The sequence below is a fragment of the Ralstonia sp. GX3-BWBA genome (genome assembly GCF_003290055.1).
Taxonomy (GTDB): domain Bacteria; phylum Pseudomonadota; class Gammaproteobacteria; order Burkholderiales; family Burkholderiaceae; genus Ralstonia; species Ralstonia holmesii.
Map to the genome: position 1 here is coordinate 73,869 of NZ_QMKS01000019.1, position 24,619 is coordinate 98,487.

The following is a 24,619-nucleotide window of genomic DNA, read 5'->3' on the forward strand; positions in this document are numbered from 1 at the left end:
TGCCTCACCACAGGTAGAACAACGCGAAGATGAACACCCAGACGAGATCGACGAAGTGCCAGTAGAGGCCCGCGATCTCCACGATCTGGAAGTTGCCGTGCTCGGCAAAGCCCGGTTGCCGGATCTTGCGTGCGACCAGCAGCAGGTAGATCACGCCGCAGGTCACGTGAAAGCCGTGGAACCCGGTGATCATGAAAAAGCACGCGCCAAACTGCGCTGCACCCAGAGGGTTGCCCCAGGGGCGCACGCCTTCGAGCACGATCAGCTTGGTCCACTCGAACGCCTGCAAGCTGACGAAGCAGACCCCCAGCAATGCCGTGGCCAGCATGAGCGCGGCGGCACGCTTTGCATTGCGCCGATAACCGAAGTTGACGGCCATGGCCATGGTGCCGCTGCTGCTGATGAGCACGAAGGTCATGATGGCGATCAGCAGCAACGGCACCTCCACGCCACCGATCTTCATGCCGAACACTTCGGCCGTGTCGGGCCACGGCACCGTGGTCGACATGCGCACCGTCATGTAGCCGATCAGGAAACTGCTGAAGACGAAGGTGTCCGACAGCAGGAAGATCCACATCATGGCCTTGCCCCACGGCACCTTGAAGGTTTCGCGGTCGCCCGACCAGTCGTTGACGATGCCGGGCCAGCCCTCGGGCAAGGCGTTGGCCGAGTCGGTGGGAAGCGTGGGGTTGCTCATGGCGTGGCTCCGTACAACGGCCCGCAGATGGCGCTGACGAATGCGGGCGTGATCCACCACATTGCGGCCAGCAGCACGAGCCACACGGCCAGCAGGAAGTGCCAGTACGTCGCGCAGAGGGCAACGGCACGTTGGGTGCGATCGGCGTTCTTGCGCAGCCGCGCGACCGTCACCGCCCAGACGACAAGGCCACCGATGACATGCGCTGCATGCAGGCCGGTGAACACATACAGAAAACTGTTGGATGGGTTGACTGCCACGCCTTGCCCGGTGGCGGACAGTTGCTGCCACGCTGCCCATTGGCCGAAGACGAACAGCGCGGCAAGCACGCCACCCGCCAGCAGCCAGATCGAGCGGCGTGCCTGCGCGCGCCGTGCCAGTTCCATGGCCATGCTCGCCAGCGCCAGCACGCCGGTGTTCCACCACAGCAGCACGGGGTGCGGAACGGGCATCCAATCCGGCTCGCGCATGCGCATGGCATAGGCCAGGATCAGCAGCGAGAACAGCGCCGTCACCACGGCCATGAAGACGCGCAGGCCAATGCGCCCCGCGGGTGGCAATACAGGCGAAGCATCGGGAACAAAGTGGCGGGGCAGGGTCGTCATGTGCGCACCCCGCCGGCGTGAAGGATGTCGGTTCCGGATTCCGTTCCCAGGTCGAGTGCACCGGTGGGCGGTTCGTTCTGGGGCACGAAGTCATCCACACGGTCGGGCGGGCTGTACTCGTATGCCCAGCGGTAGACCACCGGCAGCGCGGGCCCCCAATTGCCGTGCACGGGCGGAGTCTGCGGCGTCTGCCATTCGAGCGTCGTTGCCCGCCACGGGTTGGCCTCGGCCTTCCTGCCGCGCACGAGGCTCCATGCCAGGTTGAAGAGGAACAGCAACTGCGCCACGCCCACGATGATGGCGATGACGGTGATGAACGTATTCAGCGTCTGCGCCGAGGGCGGGATGAAGCTGTAGCCCTCATACGCGTAGTACCGCCGTGGCATGCCCAGCACACCCAGGTAGTGCATCGGGAAGTAGATCAGGTACGTGCCGATGAAGGTGATCCAGAAATGCGCGCGGCCCAGCGTGTCGTTCAGCATGCGGCCCGTTACCTTGGGATACCAGTGGTAGAGCCCGCCGAACACGACCAGGATCGGCGACACGCCCATCACCATGTGGAAGTGCGCCACCACGAAGTACGTGTTGGACAGCGGAATGTCCACGCTCACGTTGCCCAGGAACAGCCCCGTCAACCCGCCAATCAGGAACGTGCTGATGAAGCCGATGGCAAACAGCATCGGCACGGTCAGGTGGATGTCGCCACGCCACAGCGTGAGCACCCAGTTGTAGACCTTGAGCGCGGTCGGGATGGCGATGATGAGCGTGGTGGTGGCAAAGAAGAACCCGAAGTACGGGTTCATGCCTGACACGAACATGTGATGCGCCCAGACGACGAAGCTCAAGGCTCCGATGATGACGATGGCCCATACCATCATCTTGTAGCCGAAGATGTTCTTGCGCGCGTGCGTGCTGATGAGGTCCGACACGATGCCGAAGGCGGGCAGCGCCACGATGTACACCTCGGGGTGCCCGAAGAACCAGAACAGGTGCTGGAACAGCAGCGGGCTGCCGCCGCTGTGCTTGAGCTGCTGCCCCATCGATACCACCGCCGGCACGAAGAAGCTGGTGCCCAGCGTCTTGTCGAGCAACATCATGATGGCCGACACGAACAGCGCCGGAAACGCCAGCAACGCCAGGATGGTCGCGATGAAGATGCCCCACACCGTGAGCGGCATGCGCATGAGCGTCATACCGCGCGTGCGCGCCTGCAGCGTGGTGGTCACGTAGTTCAGGCCGCCCATCGTTGCCGCCACGATAAAGATCCCAAGCGACACCAGCATCAGCACGATGCCCCATTCGGTGCCCGGCGTGCCGGGCAGGATCGCCTGCGGCGGATACAAGGTCCAGCCCGCACCGGTGGGCCCGCCCGGTACGAAAAAGCTCGCCACCAGCACCAGCACGGCCAGCAGATACACCCAGTAGCTGAGCATGTTCAGAAACGGAAACACCATGTCGCGCGCGCCCAGCATCAGCGGGATCAGGTAGTTGCCGAAGCCACCGAGGAACAGCGCCGTGAGCAGGTAGATCACCATGATCATTCCGTGCATGGTGACGAACTGGTAGTAGTGGTTGGCGTCGATAAAGGCGAACTTGCCCGGAAAGCCCAGCTGCAGCCGCATCAGGTTCGACAGCACGAGCCCCACCAGCCCGATGGCGATGGCCGTGAGCGAATACTGCACCGCGATGACCTTGTGGTCCTGGCTCCAGACGTAGCGTGTCCAGAAGCTTTGCGGTGCGTGACCCTGGCCATGGTCGGCGTCGGCGTGTGCGTAGGACATGGTTTCCCCTCGCTACGGTTTTGCAGCGGTCGCCGCAGCGTCGCCACCTTGCGCTTTGATGTACGCCACCAGCGCTGAGAGTTCCTGCTCGCTCAGGTCGAAGTTCGGCATGATGGGTGCGAAGCCTTTGACCACACGCGCTTTCGGATCGCGGATGAAGGCGCGCAGATAGGGTTCATCGGCCACCGCGGTCGAGCCGTCGGCCATGATCTGTGTGGAACCGTACAAACCCTTCCATGTCGGGCCGACGCCAGGGCTGCCATTCACCGAGTGGCAGGCGACGCAGCCTTTGGCCTGGGCGAGCGCCTGGCCCTGATCGGCCAGCGCCTGCGCGCTTCCACCGGCCGCAGCCGGTGCGGCCAGGACTTTTGCTCGCTGGCTTTGTTCGAAGGTGGTCTGCCGCGCCAGCCAGCGCGCAAACGCAGCCTCGTCTTCTACCACCACCACGCCGCGCATATTGGAATGGCCGATGCCGCAAAGCTGCGCACACAGGATGTCGTAGCGGCCTGCCTTGGTGGGCGTGAACCAGAAGGTGGTGACCATGCCCGGCACCATGTTCATGCGTGCGCGGAACGGCGGCACATAAAAGTCGTGCAGCACATCGCGCGAGCGCGCCAGTACCTGGATCGGGCGGTTGATCGGCAGGTGCAGCTCGGGGGTTTCGATCAGGTAGTTGTCGCGTCCGTTCGGGTCAGCCGGGTTCATGCCGAACGGGTTGTTGTTGCTGATGTAGCGCACGTCGGTCGTGCCGAGCTTGCCGCCGGGGCCGGCAAAGCGGAAGCGCCATTGCCACTGCTGGCCGAGCACTTCCATCTGCAGGGCGTTCGCTGGTGGGCGTACGTAATCGGCATAGACGAACAGGCCGGGCGCGAGCAGCGCCGCCACACCCACGCTGGTGACGCCGATCAGCCACCATTCCAGTCGTGTGTTGTGCGGCTCGTAGGCGGCGCGTTGGTTGGGTTGGCCATCGCGATGGCGATAGCGCAGGAGCGCCGCGACGACGAAGAGGTTGATGGCGACAAACAGCACGCCGGTGATGACGATGGTGATCGTCAGCGTGTCGTCCATGCGCACCCAGTTGGAGGCGATCGGGGTGATCCACCACGGGCTGGCAAAGTGAAACCCCACCGCCAGCACGACGATCAGCACGAGCGCAATCGCAAGGGCCATGGGCACCTCCGGCGAGGGACTTCCTCAACACGCTAAAGACAGGCTAGGTCGCGCACTCGGATCGTGCAAGGCAACGTAAGGACGAGGCGCACCCCGCGTACGGATCGCGCCAATGCGGCATCTGCGTGCTGCGCCGCAATGCAAAACGGCCGCCTCCGGCATGTGTTGCCAGAGGCGGCCGCCTCCTGATAGCGCCGCTCAGCTTGCGGCGCCGCAGGAAAAGTCGTGTCAGTGCATTGGTTCCCGCACGCGCCGTTCCAGCATGCCGTAGGTGATGGCCGCCGCGACCCCAAACAGCAGGTTCGCCAGTAGCGGCCCCGAGCCGCGCTCCGACACAAACCACGGAAACACGGCCGTCATGCCGTAGAAGTTCACCACGTACGCCACGATCCCGAAGACCACGCCGACGGCCGCGAGCATGCCCGGGCTCGAATCGAAGTGAAACGGCGCGATGATGGCGCCAAGAATCATCCCCATGATGGCGCCCAGCACGAAGTGCAGCACGAGAGCCGTCGCCACGATGCTGTAGCTGAACAACGACATCTCTTCCAGTGCGCCCCGGCCCATGACCATGGCGGCGATCTTGTGGGTCGGGCGCCATGGGCTTTCATTGAGCACCATGGTCGACCAGAAGAATTCGAGCACGATGACCAGTGCGCCGCCCACGAGGCCGGCCACGCTGGCGGCGAGCCAGTCGGGCATGCGGCGCTCCCAATGATGCGATTGCATGTGCAGTTCCATACGAACCTCCTGCTGATGTATCTACGCAAGCACTTAGGAATCGGAAGCGCCACTTACGGTGCTGCAAAGCGCTGTGCGCCAAGTGCCTTGTGCAAAATCAGTCTGGCAGATACGGGTGCCAACGCAAGGTACAAAATCCGTGCGCATCGCACAGCACTACGGCGTTCTGCTCGAACGTGAGCATCAGGGTGTCGGCGATGGCCGGGTCTTCGATGAACAGGAGCAGGCTCGGCTCGGGCGACCACGTGTTCGCCGGGGCATCTTCTGGCGGGCCGCCTTCGCCAGAGAGCCAGGGCATGCCGCGCGCGATGGCCCAGGCCAGCAGCTCGGCCTGCCGCGCAGCGTTTTCATCGGCAGACACCGCGCGGGAGAAAGGCTGATGCGCCGTCACGAAGACGGCCCACGGTGAATCGGCTTGCGCGAGCAATGCCGCCACACATGGGTTGATGGCATCGACGCGCAGCAGCACGTCGCCTTGCGGTGCGCTGACGCGATACCGCGCGCTGCGGTAAGCAGCAATCAACTCGGGCGTAGGAGCGGGCGGATGACGGTGCATTGTTGCGTCGCATGGTCGCGGCCATCTGATTTGGCGCAACGCAAAAGGGCGTTCGATGTCACAGAATAGCGTGTGGGTGGCCAAAACGCTGCCCCAGCACAGTCAGCACAGTATTCCGACAACCACTCCCCTGCGAGGCTTGAACCATGTACAAGAAGATCCTGGTCGCCATTGATGGCAGCGAAACCAGCAAGCTGGCCCTGGCCGAGGCCGTGCGCCTGGCCAAGGCATTCCAGAGCACCGTCCGTGCCGTCTATATCGTCGACAGCCCCGCCATGTTGTTCGACGTCGGCTATTACGACCCGACCGAGCTGCGCAAGTCGTTCATCCAGGCCGGCACCGCGCTGCTGGCCGACACCGCCGCAACGCTCACCTCTGCCGGTTTGCAGCAGGAAACGGTGCTGGTGGAAACGCAGAACGTGGGTGAGGATGTGGCCGCCGCTCTGCAAGGCGAAGCGGTGCGCAGTGGCGCCGATGTGGTCGTGATCGGCACGCACGGCCGCCGTGGGCTGGCGCATGCGATGCTGGGCAGCGTGGCCGAGAAGTTCATCCGCCAGGCGACCACGCCTGTGTTGCTGGTGCGCGGCCCGGCCAAGGGCTGAGTTTCGCTGTCGTTGCGCAGGCAGGGCCTCCTGCCTGCGGGTGCCGGATATGATGTTGGGATTCGATTTGCCCCAACCAGCGTATCCGTCGCCGCCCCATCATGAATATCAATCCCGACGCTGTGCAGCGTCGTGCCATCCGTACCCTCACCGCACTTGAAGGACGCGTGCTTGGCGTTCTGGTCGAAAAGCAGCACACGGTACCCGACACTTATCCGCTGACGCTCAATGCGCTGGCGGCCGGCTGCAATCAGAAAACCGCGCGTGCGCCGGTCATGTCCGTCACCGAAGCCGAGATCCTCACGGCCATCGACGGGCTGAAATCGATGAGCCTGGTCATGGAGGGCAGCAGCAGCCGCGTGCCGCGGTTCGAGCACAACATGAACCGCGTGCTCGGTGTGCCGAGCCAATCCATCGCGTTGCTTACCGTGCTGCTGCTGCGCGGTCCGCAGACCGCAGCCGAGCTGCGACTGAACGCCGCGCGGTTCCACGCCTTTGCCGATATTTCATCCGTTGAAGCGTTTCTGGATGAACTGGCCGAGAACGATCCACCCTATGTCGTCAAACTGCAACGTATGCCGGGGGAGCGTGAAAGCCGTTGGATGCACTTGCTCTGCGGTGAAGTCGCGCAAGCCGACATCCGTCAGGGCGACGGCGTTGACGAGTCCATCGCACCGTCTGAGTTTGAAGCGCTGAAGGCGGAGCAGAAGCAGTTGGCCGACAAGGTGGCCAGGCTTCAGGCGCTCGTCGAACAGATGGCGGGTGAGCTGGGTATCTCGATCGACAAGTCGATGCTGTAGAAGCAACCGGCCCCGGTATCGACCTCTGGGCCGGTCAGTTTGCCTTCAGCTTATGCGCCCGCCGATACGAACAACGTGCAGGCGCCTTCTTCCGCCGCGGACACATTGCGGCGGAAACCCGAGAAGAGGTCTCGCCCCACGCCTGCGTGGTAATGCGACAGATCGGGCGTGCTGACCTGGCGCGCATTCCACTCATCTTCCGACACGCGCACCGAGAGCGTGCCCGCTTCGGCATCCAGCACGACGATGTCGCCATCGCGCACGCGCGCCAGCGGCCCGCCGTTGAGCGCTTCCGGCGTGATGTGAATGGCAGCCGGCACCTTGCCTGACGCGCCTGACATGCGGCCGTCCGTCACCAGCGCGACCTTGAAGCCGCGCTCCTGCAGCACCGACAGTGTGGGCGTGAGCTTGTGCAGCTCGGGCATGCCGTTGGCGGCCGGGCCCTGATACGGCAGCACGGCCACGAAATCGCGCTCCAGTTCGCCGGCCTTGAATGCATTGATCAGATCGTCCTGCGCGAGGAACACGCGCGCTGGCGCTTCCACAAAACGATGCTCCGGCTTGACCGCCGACACCTTGATGACCGAGCGCCCGATGTTGCCGTCCAGCACGCGCAGGCCACCGTCCGGCGAGAACGGCTCGGCCACGCCGCGCACGATGTTGGTATCGAGCGAGGCCGCGGCACCATCGCGCCACACGAGTTCGTCTCCGTCCAGGAAGGGCTCTTGCGAATGACGGCGCAGGCCCTTGCCCATGATCGTCGTCACGTCGTCGTGCAGGAGGCCCGCATCGATCAGCTCGCGAATCACGATGGAGAGGCCACCCGCCGCCTGGAATTCGTTCACGTCGGCCTTGCCGTTCGGGTAGACACGCGCCAGCAGCGGAATCACGCCCGACAGATCGTTGAAGTCATCCCACGTGAGCAGGATGCCGGCCGCGCGCGCCATCGCAATCAGGTGCAGCGTGTGGTTGGTCGAGCCGCCCGTGGCCAGCAGGCCGACGATGCCGTTGACGAAGGCGCGCTCACTCAGCACGTCGGCAATGGGGGTGTACTGGTCGCCGCTGAAGACGAGCTTGAGCGCCTGGCGCGCCGATTCACGCGTGAGCGCCTCGCGCAGCGGCGTGTTTGGGTTGATGAAGGCGGTGCCCGGCAGGTGCAGGCCCATCACTTCCATCAGCATCTGGTTGGAGTTGGCCGTGCCGTAGAACGTGCAGGTGCCGGCGCCGTGGTACGACTTGGATTCGGCTTCCAGCAGGTCGGCGCGCGAGAGCTTGCCCTCGGCGTAAAGCTGCCGCGTGCGGGCTTTTTCATCATTGCTGATGCCGGTGGTCATCGGGCCGGCCGGCACGAACACGGCGGGCAGGTGGCCGAACGACAACGCACCGATCACCAGCCCCGGCACGATCTTGTCGCACACGCCCAGGTACAGCGCCGCGTCGAACATCTGGTGCGACAACGCCACGGCCGTCGACAAGGCAATCGTGTCGCGCGAGAACAGCGACAGCTCCATCCCATCCTGCCCCTGCGTGACGCCATCGCACATGGCCGGCACGCCGCCGGCAAACTGTGCGGTGCCGCCGGCATCCAGCGCGGCCTGCTTGAGCCATGCGGGAAACGCCTCCAGCGGCTGATGCGCAGAGAGCATGTCGTTGTACGCCGAGACAATGCCGAGGTTCGGCCGTTCCAGCGCTTTCAGGCGGATCTTCGCTTCGCCCGGCATGGCCGCAAAACCGTGGGCGAGGTTCGTACACGAAAGCAGCGTACGCTCGACCTTGCGGCCGGCGTTCTTGCGGGTGACGTCCAGATAGGCCTGACGGGGGCCGCGGCTGCGGTCGATGATGCGCTGGGTGACGGCGGCCAAAGTGCGGTGCAGGGCCATGCGGGTTCTCCTGGGGGGTAGGTCCGGGCAGGACGGAATGCTGTAATTTTCCTACAAATGCGCCGGATGTGGTGCAGGGTTTTCCACAGGTATCGCATCCGGTGCAGCGCCGATAACACGGTCGAGCACGCGAATTGCGTGCCAGAAGACGCGCCAGAGCCCGTGCCCTGTGGCAAAAGTCTCGCCGGAAACGCTTGCCGGGGCAGTTTCACGAACGCCTTGCTCGCGATGTAGTAATACTACAAAATGAGCTTAAAACGCGTGTTGTCTTGCTAGTCAGCTAGGCTAGCCTAATCGATGGCTCACACACAGGAGATGACGATGTCGGTGCCCGCATTCGACATGGTGTTGTTCGGCGGTACGGGCGATCTTGCCCGCCGCAAGCTGATTCCGGCCTTGTTCGATGCGCATCAGGGCGGCGAACTGCACCCGCGCGGGCGGATCTTCGCCATCGGCACGCAGCCGCTGGAGACAGCCGGCTACCTTGCCCTGCTGGAGCGTGAAACGCGCCCGACCATGCGCCTGTATTCCGGCGCGCCCGTTTCCGACGACGCCTGGGCCTCGTTTGCCGAGCGCATCGTCTACCAGCAGGTCGACGCCCGCAAACCCGAACAGTTCGATGGACTGGCCGCCGCGCTGGGCGAGGACCGCGCGCCAGTGACCGTGTGCTATCTGGCCACGGCGCCTGGCTTCTTCATCGATATCTGCAAGCAGCTCGCCCGTGTCGGGCTGAATACGCCGAATGTGCGGCTGGTGCTGGAAAAGCCGCTGGGCACCGATCTCGCGTCGAACGAGCGCATCAACTCCGCCGTGGCCGAGTTCTTTGCCGAAGACCAGATCTACCGGATCGACCACTACCTCGGGAAAGAATCCGTCCAGAACCTGATGGCGATCCGCTTCGGCAACGCGCTGTTCGAGCCGCTGTGGCGCCGCGAGTGGATCAAGGACGTGCAGATCACCATTGCCGAGCAGCTTGGCGTGGAAAAGCGCGGCGATTTCTACGACGGTGTCGGCGCGCTGCGCGACATGGTGCAGAACCACCTGCTGCAACTGCTGTGTATCGTCGCCATGGAGCCGCCGTCGAGCCTGTCGCAAGACGCCATCCGTGACGAGAAGCTGAAGATTCTCAAGGCGCTCAAGCCGATCCCGCTGCAAGAGGTGCCCGAGAAGACCGTGCGCGGCCAGTATCTCGAAGGCGCCATTGCGGGGCAGCCGGTGCAGGGCTATCTGCATGAGCAGGGTATTCCGCCGGACAGCCGTACCGAAACGTTCGTCTCGATCAAGGCCGAGATTGCCAACTGGCGCTGGGCTGGCGTGCCGTTCTACCTGCGCACCGGCAAGCGCATGCCGCAGCGCCTGGCGGAGATCGTGGTGCGTTTTCACGATGTGCCGCACGCGCTGTTTCCCAAGCCGCTGATCCAGTTCCCGGAAAACCGTCTCGTCATCCGCCTGCAGCCGGAAGAGAGCATCCGCCTGCAGTTCCTGACCAAGACGCCGGGCGCGGCGCTCGGCCTGCAGCCGTCCACGCTGGACCTGGACTTTACCGACCACGGCGGCGTGCGCCATGCCGGCGCCTATGAGCGTCTGCTGATGGACGCCGTCAATGGCAAGCTGGGCCTGTTCGTGCGCCGCGATGAACAGGCCGAAGCCTGGCGCTGGGTCGAGCCGATCATTGAAGCGTGGAACGAAGCACGCATTCCGCCCAAGGGCTACACCGCGGGTAGCTGGGGCCCGGCGGCATCGAGCGCGCTGCTCTCGCGCGACAACGCTGCCTGGCACGAGGAGATGTAATGGCGATGCGCTGGCACGCAGTTCCGGACGCCACCGCGCAGGTCCAGGCGTTGGCCCAGTCCATTGCGAGCACGCTCACGCATGTGATTGCCGAGCAGGGCAGCGTGTGCCTCGCCGTGTCGGGCGGGCGTTCGCCCATCGCGCTGTTTTCCGCGCTGCGCGTGTTGCCGCTGCGCTGGGCTGATGTGTCGATCACGCTGGTCGACGAGCGTGCCGTGCCGCCCGAGCACGCCGACAGCAACGCGCGCCTCGTCCGCGAGCACCTGTTGCAGGATGCCGCGGCTGCGGCGCGCTTTTTTCCGCTGGTGTTGCCACCGCACGTGCATGGTGAATCGGTTGACGTGGATGCATGCGTGGCGACTGCCAATGATCCGTTTCAGCAACCCGACGTAGTGATTCTCGGCATGGGCGACGACGGGCATACCGCATCGTTGTTTCCCGACGCGCCCGAATTGAACGAGGGCCTCGATCGCACGCAGGCGCCGGCCTATCTGCCGGTGCGTCCGGGCACAGCGCCGCATCGGCGTATCAGCCTGAATCTGTCTGCGCTGTGTGCGGCGCGGCGGTTGTTCCTTTCGATCTCCGGGCCGGTCAAGCGCGGTGTGTTCGACGATGCCGCGCGAGGCGCGGCACAGCGTGCGCTGCCGGTGAGCTACGTCATTCATCAGCGGGAGGTACCGCTCGATGTCTATTGGACTACATGAGGTGAACGCGGGCACTGGGGCCGACCAATTGGCCGATATGCTGGCCTACCCGCGGCTGGTGGCCGACGTTGGCGGCACCAACGTGCGCTTTGCGCTGGAGATGGCGCCGATGCGCCTGGCCCACATCGGTGTGCTGGCCGGCGATGACTACCCGTCGCTCGAAGCGGCCATGCGCGCGTACCTGGCATCGTTGCCGCCGGAAATCGCAACCGCTGGCGTGCGCCATGCGGCCATCGGCATCGCCAATCCGGTGCTGGGCGACCAGATTCGCATGACCAACCGCGATTGGGCGTTCTCGATCGAGGCAATGCGCCAGTCGCTGGGCTTCGACACCTTTGTCGTGCTCAACGACTTTGCCGCGCTGGCGCACGCATTGCCCTATCTGCCCGCAGATGAGCTGGAACAGGTGGGCGGCGGTGCCAGCCTGGCCGATGCACCGCGGGCGCTGCTCGGTGCCGGCACGGGCCTGGGCGTTGCATCGCTGCTGCCGACGCAGGAGGGCCGCTACATCGCCGTGGCCGGCGAGGGCGGCCATGTCGCCTTCCCGCCGATGAACGACGAGGAAGCCGTCATCTGGCGCTTCGCGCGCGAGCGCTTCGGCCATGTGTCGGCCGAGCGGCTGATCTCCGGCATGGGCCTGGAGCTGATCTACGAGGCGCTGGGTGCGTGCTTCGACCTCTGGCAGCAAGGCCCCACCCTGCGCCGCGCGGCCGACATCACCGCCATCGCACTTGGCGAGATGGAAGACGCCGCCGGCGACCATGCGCGCTGCCGCTATGCCGTCGATACGTTCTGCGCGTTTCTCGGCACCATCGCGGCCAACCTGGCGGTCACGCTGGGTGCGCGCGGCGGCGTGTACATCGGCGGGGGCATCGTCCCGCGTCTGGGGCCGGCGTTTGCCAACTCACCGTTCCGGCGCCGCTTTGAAGACAAGGGCCGCTTCTCGACCTATGTGGCGTCGATGCCGGTGTACGTGATTCATTCTCCGTACCCGGGGCTGATCGGCCTTTGCGCTGCCATGGACCACGCGGTGGCCCAGGGACACTGACGCAGCTTTCGCGTTACTCAGGTTGATCGGCGTGATGGAGTGCGCTGCCCTTGCGCAGCGCCACTTCCAGCACCAGCGCATCGAGCAGCGCCAGGTGCAAGATGCGCGCGACCATCGAACGGTCGGCCACGGTATCGTCAACGCCAGCGGGCAGTACCACATCGGCGAGTGCTGCGAGCGGGCTGCCGGGCGCTGTCACGGCAATCACGCGCACGCCCAGTTCGCGCACACGCTCCACCGCTGTCTGCAGTTCGGGCAGCGCACCCGATTTGGAAATGGCGATCACCACGTCGCCTGCCTGCAGCACGTTCAGCGACATCGACACGAGATACGGATCGCTATACGCATTCGCAGGAATGCCGTAGCGGAAGAATTTCGTCTGTGTATCGAGCGCCACCACGCCCGAGCTGCCGAAGCCGTAGAGATCGATGCGGTGGGCGTTGTCGACCAGCGCCACCGCCGCATCGAGCGTGCCCGGGTCGAAGCGGTCCTGCAGCGTGGTGAGCGAATCGATGGCGTTCTGCAGGACGCGCATGCCCGAGGGGGACGCGATGCGCGCCGGCGCGGTATCGCGGGCCACGTTGCCTTGCGCCAGCCGCAGCTTGAAATCCGACAGGCCATGGCAGCCCATCGAGCGGCAGAAGCGGATCACGGTCGGCTGGCTGACACCGGCCTCACGCGCGATGGCCGCCACCGGCAGGCTCAGCACTGTACCGGGCTGGCGCAACACCCAGTCCGCCACCTGGCGTTCGGCCGGCGAGAGCGACGGGCGCGCCATGCGAATGCGCTCGCGCAGGTCGGTCGGTGAATCAGGGGTGGCGGGGGAAGTGGTTTGCTGGGCGCTCATCTGGGCGCGGGTTCGAATCGCGGATCGCATCACGATAAAGGCAAGCGCTGCCTTGCGCAACCGCCCGGCGAGGGGTGCTAGATGCAGCGCGCTCCGGATGCAACTGACTGTTTTCGCACTGTTGCGAGGGCAACGCGTTGGATACGGTGAACGACGCCCACGTCGTCACAAGCGGCGTGGTCCTGCAACGTCGTACTCCTCAAAAGGACATCCGATGCTCCGTACTGCTCTCCCCACGCAGCAACTTTCTACTTTGTGCCGTCAACTGGCTTGTGCATGGCCGCTGGTGCTCGCGGCCGGGCCGCTGCATGCCGCCACCGACTGGGTCGACACCCACACCAAGGCCTTCGTCACCGGCCCGCAACTCATGGCGCGCGGCGCCGCCAACGAGGTCGCGCCCGGCCAGACCACTGATGTACTGATCAGTCTCAAGCTGCGCAATGAGGCCAGCCTTAAGGCGCTCGCGCACGATGTCAACGACCCGAGCAGCTCACACTACCGCAAGTACCTGACCAGCGAGCAGTTCCTGGCCAACCACGCGCCCACGCAGGCACAGGTGGATGCCGTGGTGCGCTATCTGCGGCAGAACGGCTTTATCGATATCGACGTTGCGCCCAACCGGCTGTTGGTGTCGGCGCGCGGTACGGCCGGCACGGTCAAGGCGGCGTTCAACACGCCGCTGGTGCATTACCAGCTTGCCGGCCGCAGCGGGTTTGCGAACAGCAGCAAGGCCCAGGTGCCGCGCGCGCTGGGCGGCATCGTTGGCTCGGTGCTGGGCCTGCAGAACGTGGCGCGTGCGCGTCCGCTGCTGCGTGTGGGGGATGTGGCGGAAGCGCGCACGTTGGCTGCTGGCACCGCGACGGGCCACTATCCGAAGGAATTCCCAGAGCTGTACGGTGCGACCGGCGTTCCGACGGCGGCGGGCACGACCGTGGGCGTCATCACCATCGGCGGCGTATCGCAAACGCTGCGTGACCTGCGTACGTTCACGAGCAACAACGGCTACGCCGCGGTGTCCACCACCACGATCAAGACCAACGGCAGCAGCGGCAACTACACCGATGATCAGGAAGGCCAGGGCGAATGGAACCTCGACAGCCAGTCCATCGTAGGTGCGGCTGGTGGCGCGGTCGGCAAGCTGGCCTTCTACATGGCCGACCTGAACGCGCCGGGCAACACGGGCTTGACCAAGGCTTTCAACAAGGCAGTGACCGACAACACCGCCAAGATCATCAACGTGTCGCTCGGCTGGTGCGAGAACGATGCCAGCGCCGACGGCACGCTCGACGCCGAAGAGGCCATCTTCACAACTGCCGCCGCGCAGGGGCAGACGTTCTCCGTGTCTTCGGGCGACGAGGGCGTCTACGAGTGCAACAATCGCGGCTATCCGGACGGCGCCAACTACAGCGTGTCGTGGCCGGCATCGTCACCGCACGTGCTCGCCATTGGCGGCACCACGCTCTATACGAACGGTTCCAGCTTCGCTAGCGAGACCGTGTGGAACGAAGGCCTGGACGGCAACGGCAAGCTGTGGGCCACCGGCGGCGGCATCAGCCAGATCCTGCCGGCGCCAAGTTGGCAGGGCGGCAATGCGCGCCTATTGCCCGATGTGTCGTTCGACGCAGCACAGAGCACCGGCGCCTACATCTACAACTACGGGCAACTGCAACAGATTGGCGGCACGAGCCTGGCATCGCCCATCTTTGTCGGCTTCTGGGCACGGTTGCTGGCGGCGAACGGCAACCTGGGCTTTCCGGCGGCGCGCCTGTACAGCGCCATTCAGGCCAACGCGTCGCTGCTGCGGTATGACGTGGTCTCGGGCAACAACGGCTACCAGGGCTACGGTTACAGCGCCGCTACGGGTTGGGACTACCCGACGGGTTGGGGCAGCCTGAACATCGGCGCGTTGAATCAACTGATCAAATCGGGCGGGTTCTGATGCGGGGGTGAAACTGCGGGCGGCTCTGCACAAAGTGCGGGCCGCCCGCGCGGCAGTTCTACAATGAGCCCTCCCCGGCTAATTTTTGATTCGCCATGCGCGTACTGCTCGTAGAAGACGACGACATGATCGGCGACAGCGTGCGCAAGGGTTTGCGCCACGACGGTTTCACCATCGATTGGGTGCGTGACGGCGAGGCAGCCGTGCACGCCATCACGGCGCCTGGCGCCGCCGGCGCAGAGTCCGGCGCCACCATGTTCGACCTCATGCTGCTCGACCTCGGCCTGCCCAAGCGCGACGGGCTGGATGTGGTGCGCGAACTGCGCCAGCGCGGCATCGCCATCCCCATCCTGATCCTGACCGCGCGCGATGCGGTGGCCGACCGCGTGGCCGGTCTCAATGCCGGCGCAGACGATTACCTTGTCAAGCCCTTCGACCTTCAGGAACTGGCGGCACGCATGCACGCGCTGCTGCGCAGACAAGGCGGCCGCGCCGATCCGCTCATGCGCCACGGCGAGGTGCTGCTCAACCCCGTCACCCGCGAGGTGCTGCGCGCGGGTGTGCCGGTCAAACTGTCGGGCCGCGAGTTTGCGGTGCTGCATGCGCTGCTGGCGCGGCCGGGCAAGGTGTGGTCGATCGCCCAGTTGCAAGACAACCTCTACGGCTGGGATGAAGAGGTGGGCAGCAACACGGTCGAGGTCTACATTCACGCGTTGCGCAAGAAGCTTGGTAGCCATTTCATCCAGAACATCCGCGGCGTGGGGTATGTGATTCCCCGTGAGGCGTCGACGTCGCCTGCGGAACCTGCCGCTGGCGACGCGCACCAATAAGCCATGCAATCGATCCGTAAAACTCTGCTGTGGTGGCTGGCCGGCGGCCTGCTGGCGGGCATCGTCATCGCCACCGGACTGATCTACGCGCAGGCGCGCCAGGAAGCCAACGCGCTGTTCGACTACCAGATGCAGCAGGTGGCCGCTGCGCTGCCGAGCCAGTGGATCGACCCGCCGCCGCCGGCGCTCGCCGGCATTGCGCGTGACGATGACGTCGTGATCCGCATCTGGGACGGCACTGGCCGCAGCCTGTATCTCTCGCACGCGCGGCCCGATCTGCCGGACCAGGCGGAGCTCGGCTTTTCCGACGCGAACACGCCGGAGGGCCCGTGGCGCATCTACAGCGTCGCGTTTGGGCCCGCCGTGGTGCAGATCGCGCAGCCATATAGCGCGCGGCACGAGGTGGCGGCGCGCATGGCGCTGCGTACGGTCGCACCGTTGCTGATCCTGCTGCCGCTGCTGGGATGGATCGTGTGGCTGGCGGTCGGGCGTGGGCTGGCGCCGCTGGGCTCGGTGGCCAAGCAGGTGCAGGCGCGCGATGCGGCAGCGCTGTCGCCGTTGCCCACGCAGGGTTTGCCTGACGAGATCCGCCCGCTGACACAAGCATTGAACGATCTGCTTGCGCGGCTCGGCACCGCACTTGCGCACCAGCGCGCGTTCGTTGCCGATGCCGCACACGCGCTGCGTACGCCGCTGGCCGCCCTCAAGCTGCAGTTGCAGGTGGCCGACCGCGCTGAGAACGAAGACGAACGCCGCGCCGCGCATGCCGATCTGCATCGCGGTGTGGAACGCATGATCCGTCTCGTTGGCCAGTTGCTGACGCTCGCGCGGCAGGAGCCGGGCGCGGCCGATACGCAACGCGCATCCGTTGCGCTGGACGCCGTGGCGGCCGACGTGGTCGCCGAGTTGTCACCGGCGGCAGTGCACAAGGGCATTGATTTGGGGGTCGCGGTGGAGTCGCAGCCGGCATCAGTCATCGGCAATGCTGATGCGCTGCGCGTGCTGCTGGTCAACCTTGTCGACAACGCGCTGAACTACTGCCCGCGCGGTGCGCGCGTCGATGTATCAACCGAACACACGCCCGACGGTGGCGCGCAGCTGGTGGTGGAAGACAACGGCCCTGGCATCCCTGCGGAGGAACGCGAACGCGTGCTCGATCGCTTTTATCGGCCTGCTCAGGCACCCACGGGCGGTAGCGGCCTCGGCCTCGCCATCGTGCGCGAGATCGCCCAGGCGCACGACGCAACCCTGGCGCTGGAAGCGCGCGAGGGGGGCGGCTTGCGCGTGGTGCTGCGCTTTCCATTCAAGGCCAATGCGTAGAAACATTTTGTTTCGTGTGATGTGCGCGTGCGCCTTGCACCTTTAAGTCTCGTTTAAGTCTGCCCGCCTACGATGCCTTCAACCGATGGGCACGACAGGCGACTCCGCAGGCCGTGACCCTCGTGCTAAGCAAGAGAGGACACGACAATGACGCGTCAAACCCTGGCACGCAGTGCGGCTGGCCTGGCCGCAGTGGTCGCCGTTGCAGGCGGCTATGCCTATCTGCAGAAAGACATGATTTCGCGTGCGGTGGCGGCGCCCGTGGCCACTGCGACGGCAACAACCGCGCCTGCTCCCGGTGCAGCTCCGGTGGCTGTGGCGGCGCCAATGGACTTCTCAGGCATCGTCGATCGCTACGGCCCGGCGGTGGTCAACATCAGCACCACCGCGCACGCGCAGCGCACCAGCATGCAGGGCTTGCCGCCCGGCATGAGCCCGGATGATCCGTTCTCCGAATTCTTCAAGCGGTTCATGCCGCAGATGCCGCAGCAGCGCGGCGACCAGATCGTGCGCGGTCTGGGCTCCGGCTTCATCGTCTCGGCCGATGGCCTGATCCTGACCAACGCCCACGTGGTGGATGGCGCGCAGGAGGTCAACGTCAAGCTGACGGACCGCCGCGAGTTCAAGGCCAAGGTGCTCGGCGTCGACAAGCAATCCGACGTGGCAGTGCTGCGCATCTCCGCCAAGAACCTGCCGATCGTGCAGATTGGCAGCCCAGCCAATACCAAGGTGGGTGAGCCCGTGCTGGCCATCGGTTCGCCGTACGGTTTCGAGAACACCGTCACGGCGGGCATCGTGAGCGCCAAGTCGCGCTCGCTGCCGGACGATACCTATGTGCCGTTCATCCAGACCGATGTGGCCGTGAACCCCGGCAACTCGGGCGGCCCGCTGTTCAACCAGCGCGGCGAGGTGATCGGTATCAATTCGCAGATCTACAGCCAGACCGGTGGCTACCAGGGCTTGTCGTTTGCCGTGCCGATTGATGTGGCGATGAAGGTGGAGCAGCAGCTTGTGTCGACGGGCAAGGTCACGCGCGGCCGCCTGGGCATTGCGGTGCAGGAGGTCGACCAGTCGCTGGCCGATTCCTTCAAGCTGCCCAAGCCCGAAGGCGCATTGGTCAACTCGGTGGAAGACGGCGGCCCCGCAGCCAAGGCCGGCCTGCAACCTGGCGACGTGATCCTGCAGATTGGCGGCGCACGGATCGACCGGTCGGGCGATCTGCCCGAGCAGGTGGCCGACATCAAGCCGGGCTCCACCGTGCCGCTGCAGATCATCCGCCAGGGCAAGCCGACCACACTGACTGTGACCGTCGGTGCCGCCAAGGATGCCAAGGTGGCGTCCAGTGAAAAGGCCGCGCCGGACCAAGGCCGCCTGGGCCTGGCGGTGCGACCGCTGCAGCCGGAAGAGAAGCGCCAGAACGGCCTGCCTGGCGGCCTGGTGGTGATGGACGTGACCGGCCCGGCGGCCAAGGTTGGCATCCAACCCGGCGACGTGATCCTGTCGCTGAACGGCACACCGGTGTCGTCGGTGCAGGAGTTGCGCACGCTGGTGGATCGCGCCGGCAAGCATGTCGCCCTGCTCGTACAGCGTGACGATACGAAGATCTTCGTGCCTGTGGATCTGGGTTGACGTAAATCTCGGCGCTGCCTCTCCTCGCATAGCCGGTCCCCTGGGGCCGGCTTTTTTTTGTTCCCGTCTTGCCGGCCCTACGGCTCTGCCGGGAAAACCCTGCCTTGACTTCTAATATATCAATTAATAGATTTTGATATATCAGAAACTGGCTGACCGGGGACATGCCTGCTCGCAAGGATGCAGTCCTCCGGTAGACGCCAATACAAGAAAGCAGAGAGGAGACGCATGCAATACCCCCGCCACCGGCGGTGGGCGCCAACTCGCGCCCATACGCTTTTCGCGCGTTCACGACGCACGTTGCAGCGCAATACCGGCGCGTGCTGATCCGCCCATTCGGCGCTCGTATTCCCACGTGCGCCCGCCTTCGCCAAACGCGTGCTGGTCCGCCTGCGAGCGGGTAGCACGCGCGCTGAATTCACACCCATACGAAGAAAACGAGGAGAACAACACGATGACCCATTCAAGAGCGATGCGGACAACGCGTGCCTGCATCGGCCTGATCTGCCTATCTGTCAGCCTTGCGTTGACCGGCTGCGGGGGCGGTGATGGCAGCAGCAGCGACATCGCCAGCAGCGGTGGTGGTGTCGCGACCAGCCCTGGAACCGGCCCTGGAGTCGGCACCGGTACATCTACGACAACTTCCACTGCGCTCTGGCCGGCCACGGCGCTTTCTGATCCAGCCGTGCAGGGCAAGGAGCCGTCGCTACCCACTACGGTGTGTGCGACCTTGAGCGCGAGCTTGACCAAGAACAGCAAGGGGCTGCTCGACGCGTCGGTGGATGCGCCGCCGGCCAACTCTGAGCCCGACACCGCCAACATTCAGGCGGCCATCAACGGTTGTCCTGCCGGGCAGGCAGTGAAGCTCGTCAAGGGAAGCCAAGGCCAAAACGCATTCCTCAGTGGCCCGATCGTCTTGACGGGGTCCGTCACGCTGTGGGTCGATGGGGGGGTGACGCTGTTCGCCTCGCGTAAGCCGTCTGACTACCAGATCAGCGGCAAGAACAATTGCGGCGAAACCGCCAGCAGCGACAACGGCTGCAACGCGCTCATCACCACGACGCCCAATGGCAACGGTGTGGTCGGCGACGGCGTGATCGACGGCCGCGGCGGCGAGGTGCTCACCTCCGGCCTGTATGCCAACAAGCTCACGTGGTGGGATGTCGGCGCGCTGACCAAAACCATGAGCAACGCCAGCCAGAACAACCCGCGCCTGATCCAGGTGAATGGCGGCAGCAACTTCAGCCTCTATCGAATTACGTTGCAGAACGCGCCGAAGTTCCACGTTGTCACGAGCGGCGTCAGCGGCGTGACCGCCTGGGGCACCAAGATCCTGACGCCCTCGCTCGAATACTCCGTGGCAGGCTACCAATGCGCAGCCAACACGATGCCGGTCGTCTCAGGTTCGCCCAATACCACCACGCCCAGCACCTGCTTTACGCCTGCCACCGCCAAAAACACAGACGGCATCGACCCGGGCCAATCGCAGAACGTGCTCATCGCGTTCAACCACATCAGCAATGGCGACGACGGCATCGCCATCAAGTCGCACGCCAGCACCACGGGCCCCGTTTCCAACGTGCAGATCCTGCACAACCGCTTCTATTTCACGCATGGCATGTCGCTCGGCAGCGAAACAGACAGCGGCATGAACGGCATCACGATCCGCGACCTGACCATCGACGGCTTCGACATGGGCGCCACCAGCGGCTTTCGCATCAAGACCGACGATAGCCGTGGCGGTGAAGTCAAGAATGTGACGGTTGACGGTGTGTGCGCACGGCGTCTGCAACAGCCGATCGTGATGGACCCGTACTACGGCGACGCTTCGGGCTCGGCCAAGGCGCTCTACCCGAACCTTCACGACATCACGGTGCGCAATTTCCGCTACCTGGATGTGGCCGGCTCCGTCTATGACGGCGCCAACGCGGCCTTGTTGCTGCGCGGCTACCAGTCGCAGAGCCAGTTCAACTATCTCTACAACGTCGTCTTCGACAACGTGGTCTTTGATTCTCTGCCGGGTTGGGCAACGACCAAGCTGACGAATCCCGTGCCGTCCTATGCGGAGTTGACGATGGGTTCGGGGCCGGTGTCGTTTGCCAGCCTGCTGCTCGCGGGCCAGGACATCAACCACGTCCATATCTTCGATAACCGGACGGCAACGCCGGCGCCCTATGACTGCACGAGCGCGTTCGTGGACTTCCCCGCAGTGAATGCGCCGATGTCGATTCACTGAGCGCAACTGCGTCACGCTCATACCAAAAGAAGAAGAGGAGACAACAATGACAAGAATGTTCCAGCACGCAGTTGTGGTTGCAGCCCTGCCAGCACTGCTGTTGGCGGGCTGCGGCGGAGATAGTGGCACCGACACTGCCAGCAGCACCACCGGCGGAAGCGGCGGCTCGGCTGCAACGGCCAACCTCGCTTCTGTGAATGTGTCCGAGACCGCCAGCCAGACGAGCGCCGCCGTTGGCGATCGTGTGATCTGGACGATCACCGCCGTGAACAATGGAAGCGGCGCTACCGGGGATACCGTTTCGCTGGTGGCCACCGTGCCCGGCAACGTCGGCGGTATCGCGGTGAACGCGCAGGGTGCAACATGCGGCCCGGCGGTCAGCACGCTCACGTGCACGATTCCTGCGGGGCTCGCAGCCGGAGCCGCCGCGACCGTCACCCTGACGGCTACGGCCACAGCCGCCGGTAGCCTCACCAGTTCTGTCTCGACGTCCGGCGAAGGGGTGTCGGGCTGCGCGGCTCAGGGCAGTTGCAGTACGTCAGTGACTGTCGCGGCGGCTTCCAGCGGATCGGGGTCTTCCGGTGGTTCGTCGTCAGGCTCGACGAACGCGGTCGGGTTGGTTCCCGCCAATGGAGAAACCGCCGCCTATGTCGACACACGGCTGCAACTCAGCTTTGACGCCACACCCACCTTGGGCGCAACCGGCTTGGTCAAGGTCTTCAATGCCACGACGGGCGTGCAGGTCGACCAGATCGATATCAGCGGAGCGCCGGTCACCGCCGGCGGCGAAACGCAGACCTACATGCCGGCCGCCAACACCGAGATCGACACGCTGGGCAACAACACCGGGCTGACCCAGTGGCGGTATGTGTACTACACGCCGGTCACGATTTCCGGCAACACGGCCACCATCCGCCTGCACGACAACATGCTCAGCAACGGCACCAAGTACTACGTCACGATCGACAACGGTGTACTGGCCGGCAAGATGAACGGTACCCCCTTTGCGGGCATCACCTCGCCTACGGCGTGGACCTTCACGACCAAGGCCGCCCCGGCATCCCAGACGGCCGTGACCGTCGCCAGCACCGGCACGGCGGACTTCCGCACCGTACAGGGTGCGCTCGACTGGATCATGCGTAACAGCAGCGCGAACGCGTCTGCCAGCAAGACGATCACGATCCAGGATGGCAGCTACAACGAGCAGCTGTTCCTGCGCAACGTGAATAACCTGACGATCTCGGGCCAGAGCCAGGCGGGCACCATCGTCTACCAGGACAACTCGGAGTCTTACAACCCGGGCACCGGCGGCAGCAAGACAGCACCGGCCACAACGCTCACGACGGAAGGCAGCGGCACCCGGCGCGCCCTGGGAGGCGGAAGATCTGTCCTTCTGGTGGAGGGCTCCGACCTGCTCAAGCTCACCAACTTCACGTTGCAGAACTCGCACGTCAGACAGTCGAACTTCAACAACCAGGCCGAGGCGCTTTACTACAACACCTCAACCCTGACCGCCAGCCGCATGGTGGCAAGTTTCATGAACTTCCTGAGCGCGCAGGATACGATCCAGACCAAGGGCTGGGTCTGGTACTACAAGTCCTACATTGCGGGAAACGTCGACTTCATCTGGGGCTCGCCCTATGCGGCACTGTTCGAGCAGAGCGAGCTGCATACGACGTTTGACCCGATTGCAGGCTCGGGCGGCAGCTATAGCGCCAACGCCATCATCCAGGCCCGTGCGGCCACGGGTTACCCGGGCTTCGTGGTGCTCAACAGCGCGTTGACCGCGGATGCCACGGTGCCTGCGGGGACCACCTATCTCGCACGATCCCTGACCGGTGCCACCCAGGCCGCGAACAGCTACTGCACCCAGCAATACACGGGCACCGGCAGTTTCGGCAATGCTCAACTGTATTGCGACACAGCTGCGTACATCAGCACGAAGATGGGCACACACATCGCAAGCGGCGGCTGGGAAGATCCGAACACCAACGGCGCCATGGCACCGTACCCCGGAACACCAACCGCCACCGCAGGGTGGCGTGAATGGCTGAGCATGGACGCGGCCGGCAATGCGTTGAGCATGTCGGGTCGCGATACCCAATATGCCACCAGCGCCATTGATTTGAGCGGGCTCAACACCACCGCCAAGGTGTTCGCCAGCTTCAAGGATGGCAACGGCGCGAGCTGGACGCCCACGCCCTGATTTCCCTAACAAGCGTGACGGATGCTGCGGCGCGTGCCCTTTCAGGACCGCGCCGTTTTTTCATGGGATCAGCGGGGGCTGCAGAGCCTTGCCGTTGCACGGTCCAGTGCAATCCGATGCAGGGTGTCGAGCGATTTCTCATGCACGACACGGCCGATGTCGTTTGCTACCTGCACCGGGCAATCCGCCTGGCCGCGTGCGGGGGCAGCGTCGCGCAGTGCTTGCAGGATGGATTTCTGTAGCCCGTCCAGCTTGGGGCGGATCACATCCGGCAGGCTCTGCCGTTGCGCGGTGGGCGCAGCCCCGGCCCGGCGCCAGTCGTTCAGCAGGGCGTATTGCACCTCCTTGTTCGCCTCGATCTGGTCTGTGAAGACGTTGCTCACGTCTGCCGCCGCCAAGCCGTAGGCGGGCGCCTGCGCCGAGGCATTGGCGATGACCTTGTCCTCGCGCGCCGGGTCGTAGACCGACTGGCCGCTGTCCCATTTGCTCAGCGCAACCTGGTCAGCGGTGACCAGCCGATCGGCCAGATGGCGGAGTAGCGGCGCGAATGCGCCTTCCTGGGCGTTGGCCTGGGTGGCGAAGCTTGCCGCCAACAACAGGGTGCAGGCGATTCGGGGTGTCATCAACGTGTTAAGGGCGTTCTTCATGCTAGGTACCGGTCGATTGCCGCGTGTCATGAAACTGGGAGCGGCCATCATACCGAAGCGCTGATCGGACGACGTGCGCAACGTTGTTCCGATGCCCGCCGTTAGGCCGTTTGCACGTGCTGTCTGCCATAAACCCAGGTATCATGCGGGCTGCGCGCCGTGTTTGTCTGCAAAGCCTGCGGCGGCGCGGCTAGCTGAGCATACGACGATGGATTTCTACCCCGATCTGGAAGGTTTGCCGCTGTTTGCCAAACCCGCTTTCGGCTGGGAGGAACCAGCGTCGGCATCACCAGCCGAAACGTCCCCCACCAAACCCCGCCGCTTGCGCCGATGGCGCGGCCCGATCACGCATTGGGAACGCGGCTACCGCTCCCACTACTACCGTGACAAGCGCGGCAAGAAGCTCGGTGAAATCCACCTGAGTCCGCGCGGTCAGGCGCCGCTGCTTTACCGCTGGCTGGCCGGCACGCTCTCGGGCATCGAGGGGTCGCTCACGCACGCGCGCATGCGGGTGGAAGAGGCGATCGGGTTTGGGATGCGGCAGATGGCGCTGTTCTGAGCCACCCGCCCGGCGTGCCGCTGGGCACGGC

The 24,619-nt window shown here is 64.8% G+C and carries 22 protein-coding genes; 12 read left to right on the forward strand and 10 right to left on the reverse strand.

Going from position 1 to position 24,619, the window contains the following annotated elements; translation table 11 throughout:
- Positions 1 to 4: 4 nt before the first annotated feature.
- The 6 genes from DOD19_RS17665 to DOD19_RS17690 form a co-directional block, all read right to left on the reverse strand.
- The gene (locus tag DOD19_RS17665) at positions 5 to 697 is read right to left on the reverse strand and encodes a heme-copper oxidase subunit III family protein (protein ID WP_024977948.1); all 693 of its coding nucleotides are present in this window, start codon (positions 695 to 697) and stop codon (positions 5 to 7) included.
- Complete coding sequence (locus DOD19_RS17670; protein WP_112186894.1) at positions 694 to 1,302, reverse strand: cytochrome c oxidase subunit 3; 609 nt, start codon at positions 1,300 to 1,302, stop codon at positions 694 to 696. Before DOD19_RS17670 ends, DOD19_RS17665 begins: the two co-directional genes overlap by 4 nt.
- Entirely contained in the window at positions 1,299 to 3,083 is a 1,785-nt protein-coding gene (gene ctaD, locus DOD19_RS17675) for a cytochrome c oxidase subunit I (protein WP_112186896.1), read from the reverse strand. The genes DOD19_RS17670 and ctaD overlap by 4 nt, the downstream gene beginning before the upstream one ends.
- Before the next feature lie 12 nt (positions 3,084 to 3,095).
- On the reverse strand, positions 3,096 to 4,253 hold the full coding sequence (locus DOD19_RS17680) for a c-type cytochrome (protein WP_112186898.1): 1,158 nt from the start codon (positions 4,251 to 4,253) through the stop codon (positions 3,096 to 3,098).
- A 228-nt stretch (positions 4,254 to 4,481) separates the two neighbouring features.
- A complete protein-coding gene (locus DOD19_RS17685) occupies positions 4,482 to 4,994 on the reverse strand; it encodes a hypothetical protein (protein ID WP_112186900.1) in 513 nt (170 codons plus the stop codon).
- Positions 4,995 to 5,091: 97 nt separating this feature from the next.
- A complete protein-coding gene (locus DOD19_RS17690) occupies positions 5,092 to 5,550 on the reverse strand; it encodes a DUF3293 domain-containing protein (RefSeq protein WP_024977943.1) in 459 nt (152 codons plus the stop codon).
- A 146-nt stretch (positions 5,551 to 5,696) separates the two neighbouring features.
- On the opposite strand from DOD19_RS17690, the gene DOD19_RS17695 reads away from it, so the two are divergent.
- A complete protein-coding gene (locus DOD19_RS17695) occupies positions 5,697 to 6,152 on the forward strand; it encodes a universal stress protein (RefSeq protein WP_024977942.1) in 456 nt (151 codons plus the stop codon).
- Positions 6,153 to 6,253: 101 nt separating this feature from the next.
- Entirely contained in the window at positions 6,254 to 6,952 is a 699-nt protein-coding gene (locus tag DOD19_RS17700) for a YceH family protein (protein ID WP_112186902.1), read from the forward strand.
- A gap of 50 nt (positions 6,953 to 7,002) precedes the next feature.
- Here DOD19_RS17700 and edd read toward each other — a convergent pair whose 3' ends face one another.
- Entirely contained in the window at positions 7,003 to 8,832 is a 1,830-nt protein-coding gene (gene edd / locus DOD19_RS17705) for a phosphogluconate dehydratase (RefSeq protein ID WP_112186904.1), read from the reverse strand.
- Between the two features lie 321 nt (positions 8,833 to 9,153).
- Here edd and zwf point away from each other — a divergent pair, with 321 nt between their 5' ends.
- Genes zwf through DOD19_RS17720 form a run of 3 tightly spaced genes read left to right on the forward strand, consistent with a single transcriptional unit; the run spans position 9,154 to position 12,375 of the window.
- Positions 9,154 to 10,623: a glucose-6-phosphate dehydrogenase gene (zwf, locus tag DOD19_RS17710; protein ID WP_024977939.1), complete on the forward strand. Its 1,470-nt coding sequence runs from the start codon at positions 9,154 to 9,156 to the stop codon at positions 10,621 to 10,623.
- Positions 10,623 to 11,327 carry a 6-phosphogluconolactonase gene (gene pgl, locus DOD19_RS17715; protein WP_024977938.1) on the forward strand — a complete coding sequence of 235 codons (705 nt, stop codon included), beginning with the start codon at positions 10,623 to 10,625 and terminating at the stop codon, positions 11,325 to 11,327. The genes zwf and pgl overlap by 1 nt, the downstream gene beginning before the upstream one ends.
- Positions 11,308 to 12,375 (forward strand): glucokinase, encoded by a 1,068-nt coding sequence (locus tag DOD19_RS17720; RefSeq protein ID WP_024977937.1) that lies wholly within the window; start codon positions 11,308 to 11,310, stop codon positions 12,373 to 12,375. Before pgl ends, DOD19_RS17720 begins: the two co-directional genes overlap by 20 nt.
- 13 nt (positions 12,376 to 12,388) lie before the next feature.
- On the opposite strand, the gene DOD19_RS17725 is transcribed toward DOD19_RS17720, so the two are convergent.
- A complete protein-coding gene (locus tag DOD19_RS17725) occupies positions 12,389 to 13,222 on the reverse strand; it encodes a MurR/RpiR family transcriptional regulator (protein WP_112187223.1) in 834 nt (277 codons plus the stop codon).
- A 214-nt stretch (positions 13,223 to 13,436) separates the two neighbouring features.
- Between DOD19_RS17725 and DOD19_RS17730 the strand changes: the two genes are divergently transcribed.
- The 4 genes from DOD19_RS17730 (at position 13,437) to DOD19_RS17745 (ending at position 18,940) form a co-directional block, all read left to right on the forward strand.
- Positions 13,437 to 15,161: a S53 family serine peptidase gene (locus DOD19_RS17730; protein WP_112186906.1), complete on the forward strand. Its 1,725-nt coding sequence runs from the start codon at positions 13,437 to 13,439 to the stop codon at positions 15,159 to 15,161.
- Positions 15,162 to 15,256: 95 nt separating this feature from the next.
- The gene (locus DOD19_RS17735; protein ID WP_112186908.1) at positions 15,257 to 15,991 is read left to right on the forward strand and encodes a response regulator transcription factor; all 735 of its coding nucleotides are present in this window, start codon (positions 15,257 to 15,259) and stop codon (positions 15,989 to 15,991) included.
- A gap of 3 nt (positions 15,992 to 15,994) precedes the next feature.
- Positions 15,995 to 17,311 (forward strand): ATP-binding protein, encoded by a 1,317-nt coding sequence (locus tag DOD19_RS17740; protein WP_024977933.1) that lies wholly within the window; start codon positions 15,995 to 15,997, stop codon positions 17,309 to 17,311.
- A gap of 147 nt (positions 17,312 to 17,458) precedes the next feature.
- Positions 17,459 to 18,940, forward strand: coding sequence for a DegQ family serine endoprotease (locus tag DOD19_RS17745; protein ID WP_024977932.1), 1,482 nt, complete (start codon positions 17,459 to 17,461; stop codon positions 18,938 to 18,940).
- A 288-nt stretch (positions 18,941 to 19,228) separates the two neighbouring features.
- Here the strand turns inward: DOD19_RS17745 and DOD19_RS27530 are convergent, their stop codons facing one another.
- On the reverse strand, positions 19,229 to 19,699 hold the full coding sequence (locus tag DOD19_RS27530; RefSeq protein WP_162634381.1) for a hypothetical protein: 471 nt from the start codon (positions 19,697 to 19,699) through the stop codon (positions 19,229 to 19,231).
- Between DOD19_RS27530 and DOD19_RS17755 the strand changes: the two genes are divergently transcribed.
- Positions 19,683 to 21,176, forward strand: coding sequence for a glycosyl hydrolase family 28 protein (locus DOD19_RS17755; protein ID WP_162634382.1), 1,494 nt, complete (start codon positions 19,683 to 19,685; stop codon positions 21,174 to 21,176). The genes DOD19_RS27530 and DOD19_RS17755 overlap by 17 nt on opposite strands.
- 46 nt (positions 21,177 to 21,222) lie before the next feature.
- A complete protein-coding gene (locus DOD19_RS17760) occupies positions 21,223 to 23,382 on the forward strand; it encodes an Ig-like domain-containing protein (RefSeq protein ID WP_239498030.1) in 2,160 nt (719 codons plus the stop codon).
- A gap of 68 nt (positions 23,383 to 23,450) precedes the next feature.
- On the opposite strand, the gene DOD19_RS17765 is transcribed toward DOD19_RS17760, so the two are convergent.
- Positions 23,451 to 24,077 carry a chorismate mutase gene (locus tag DOD19_RS17765; RefSeq protein ID WP_112187225.1) on the reverse strand — a complete coding sequence of 209 codons (627 nt, stop codon included), beginning with the start codon at positions 24,075 to 24,077 and terminating at the stop codon, positions 23,451 to 23,453.
- A 160-nt stretch (positions 24,078 to 24,237) separates the two neighbouring features.
- On the opposite strand from DOD19_RS17765, the gene DOD19_RS17770 reads away from it, so the two are divergent.
- Complete coding sequence (locus DOD19_RS17770) at positions 24,238 to 24,588, forward strand: hypothetical protein (RefSeq protein ID WP_024977928.1); 351 nt, start codon at positions 24,238 to 24,240, stop codon at positions 24,586 to 24,588.
- Positions 24,589 to 24,619: the final 31 nt, after the last annotated feature.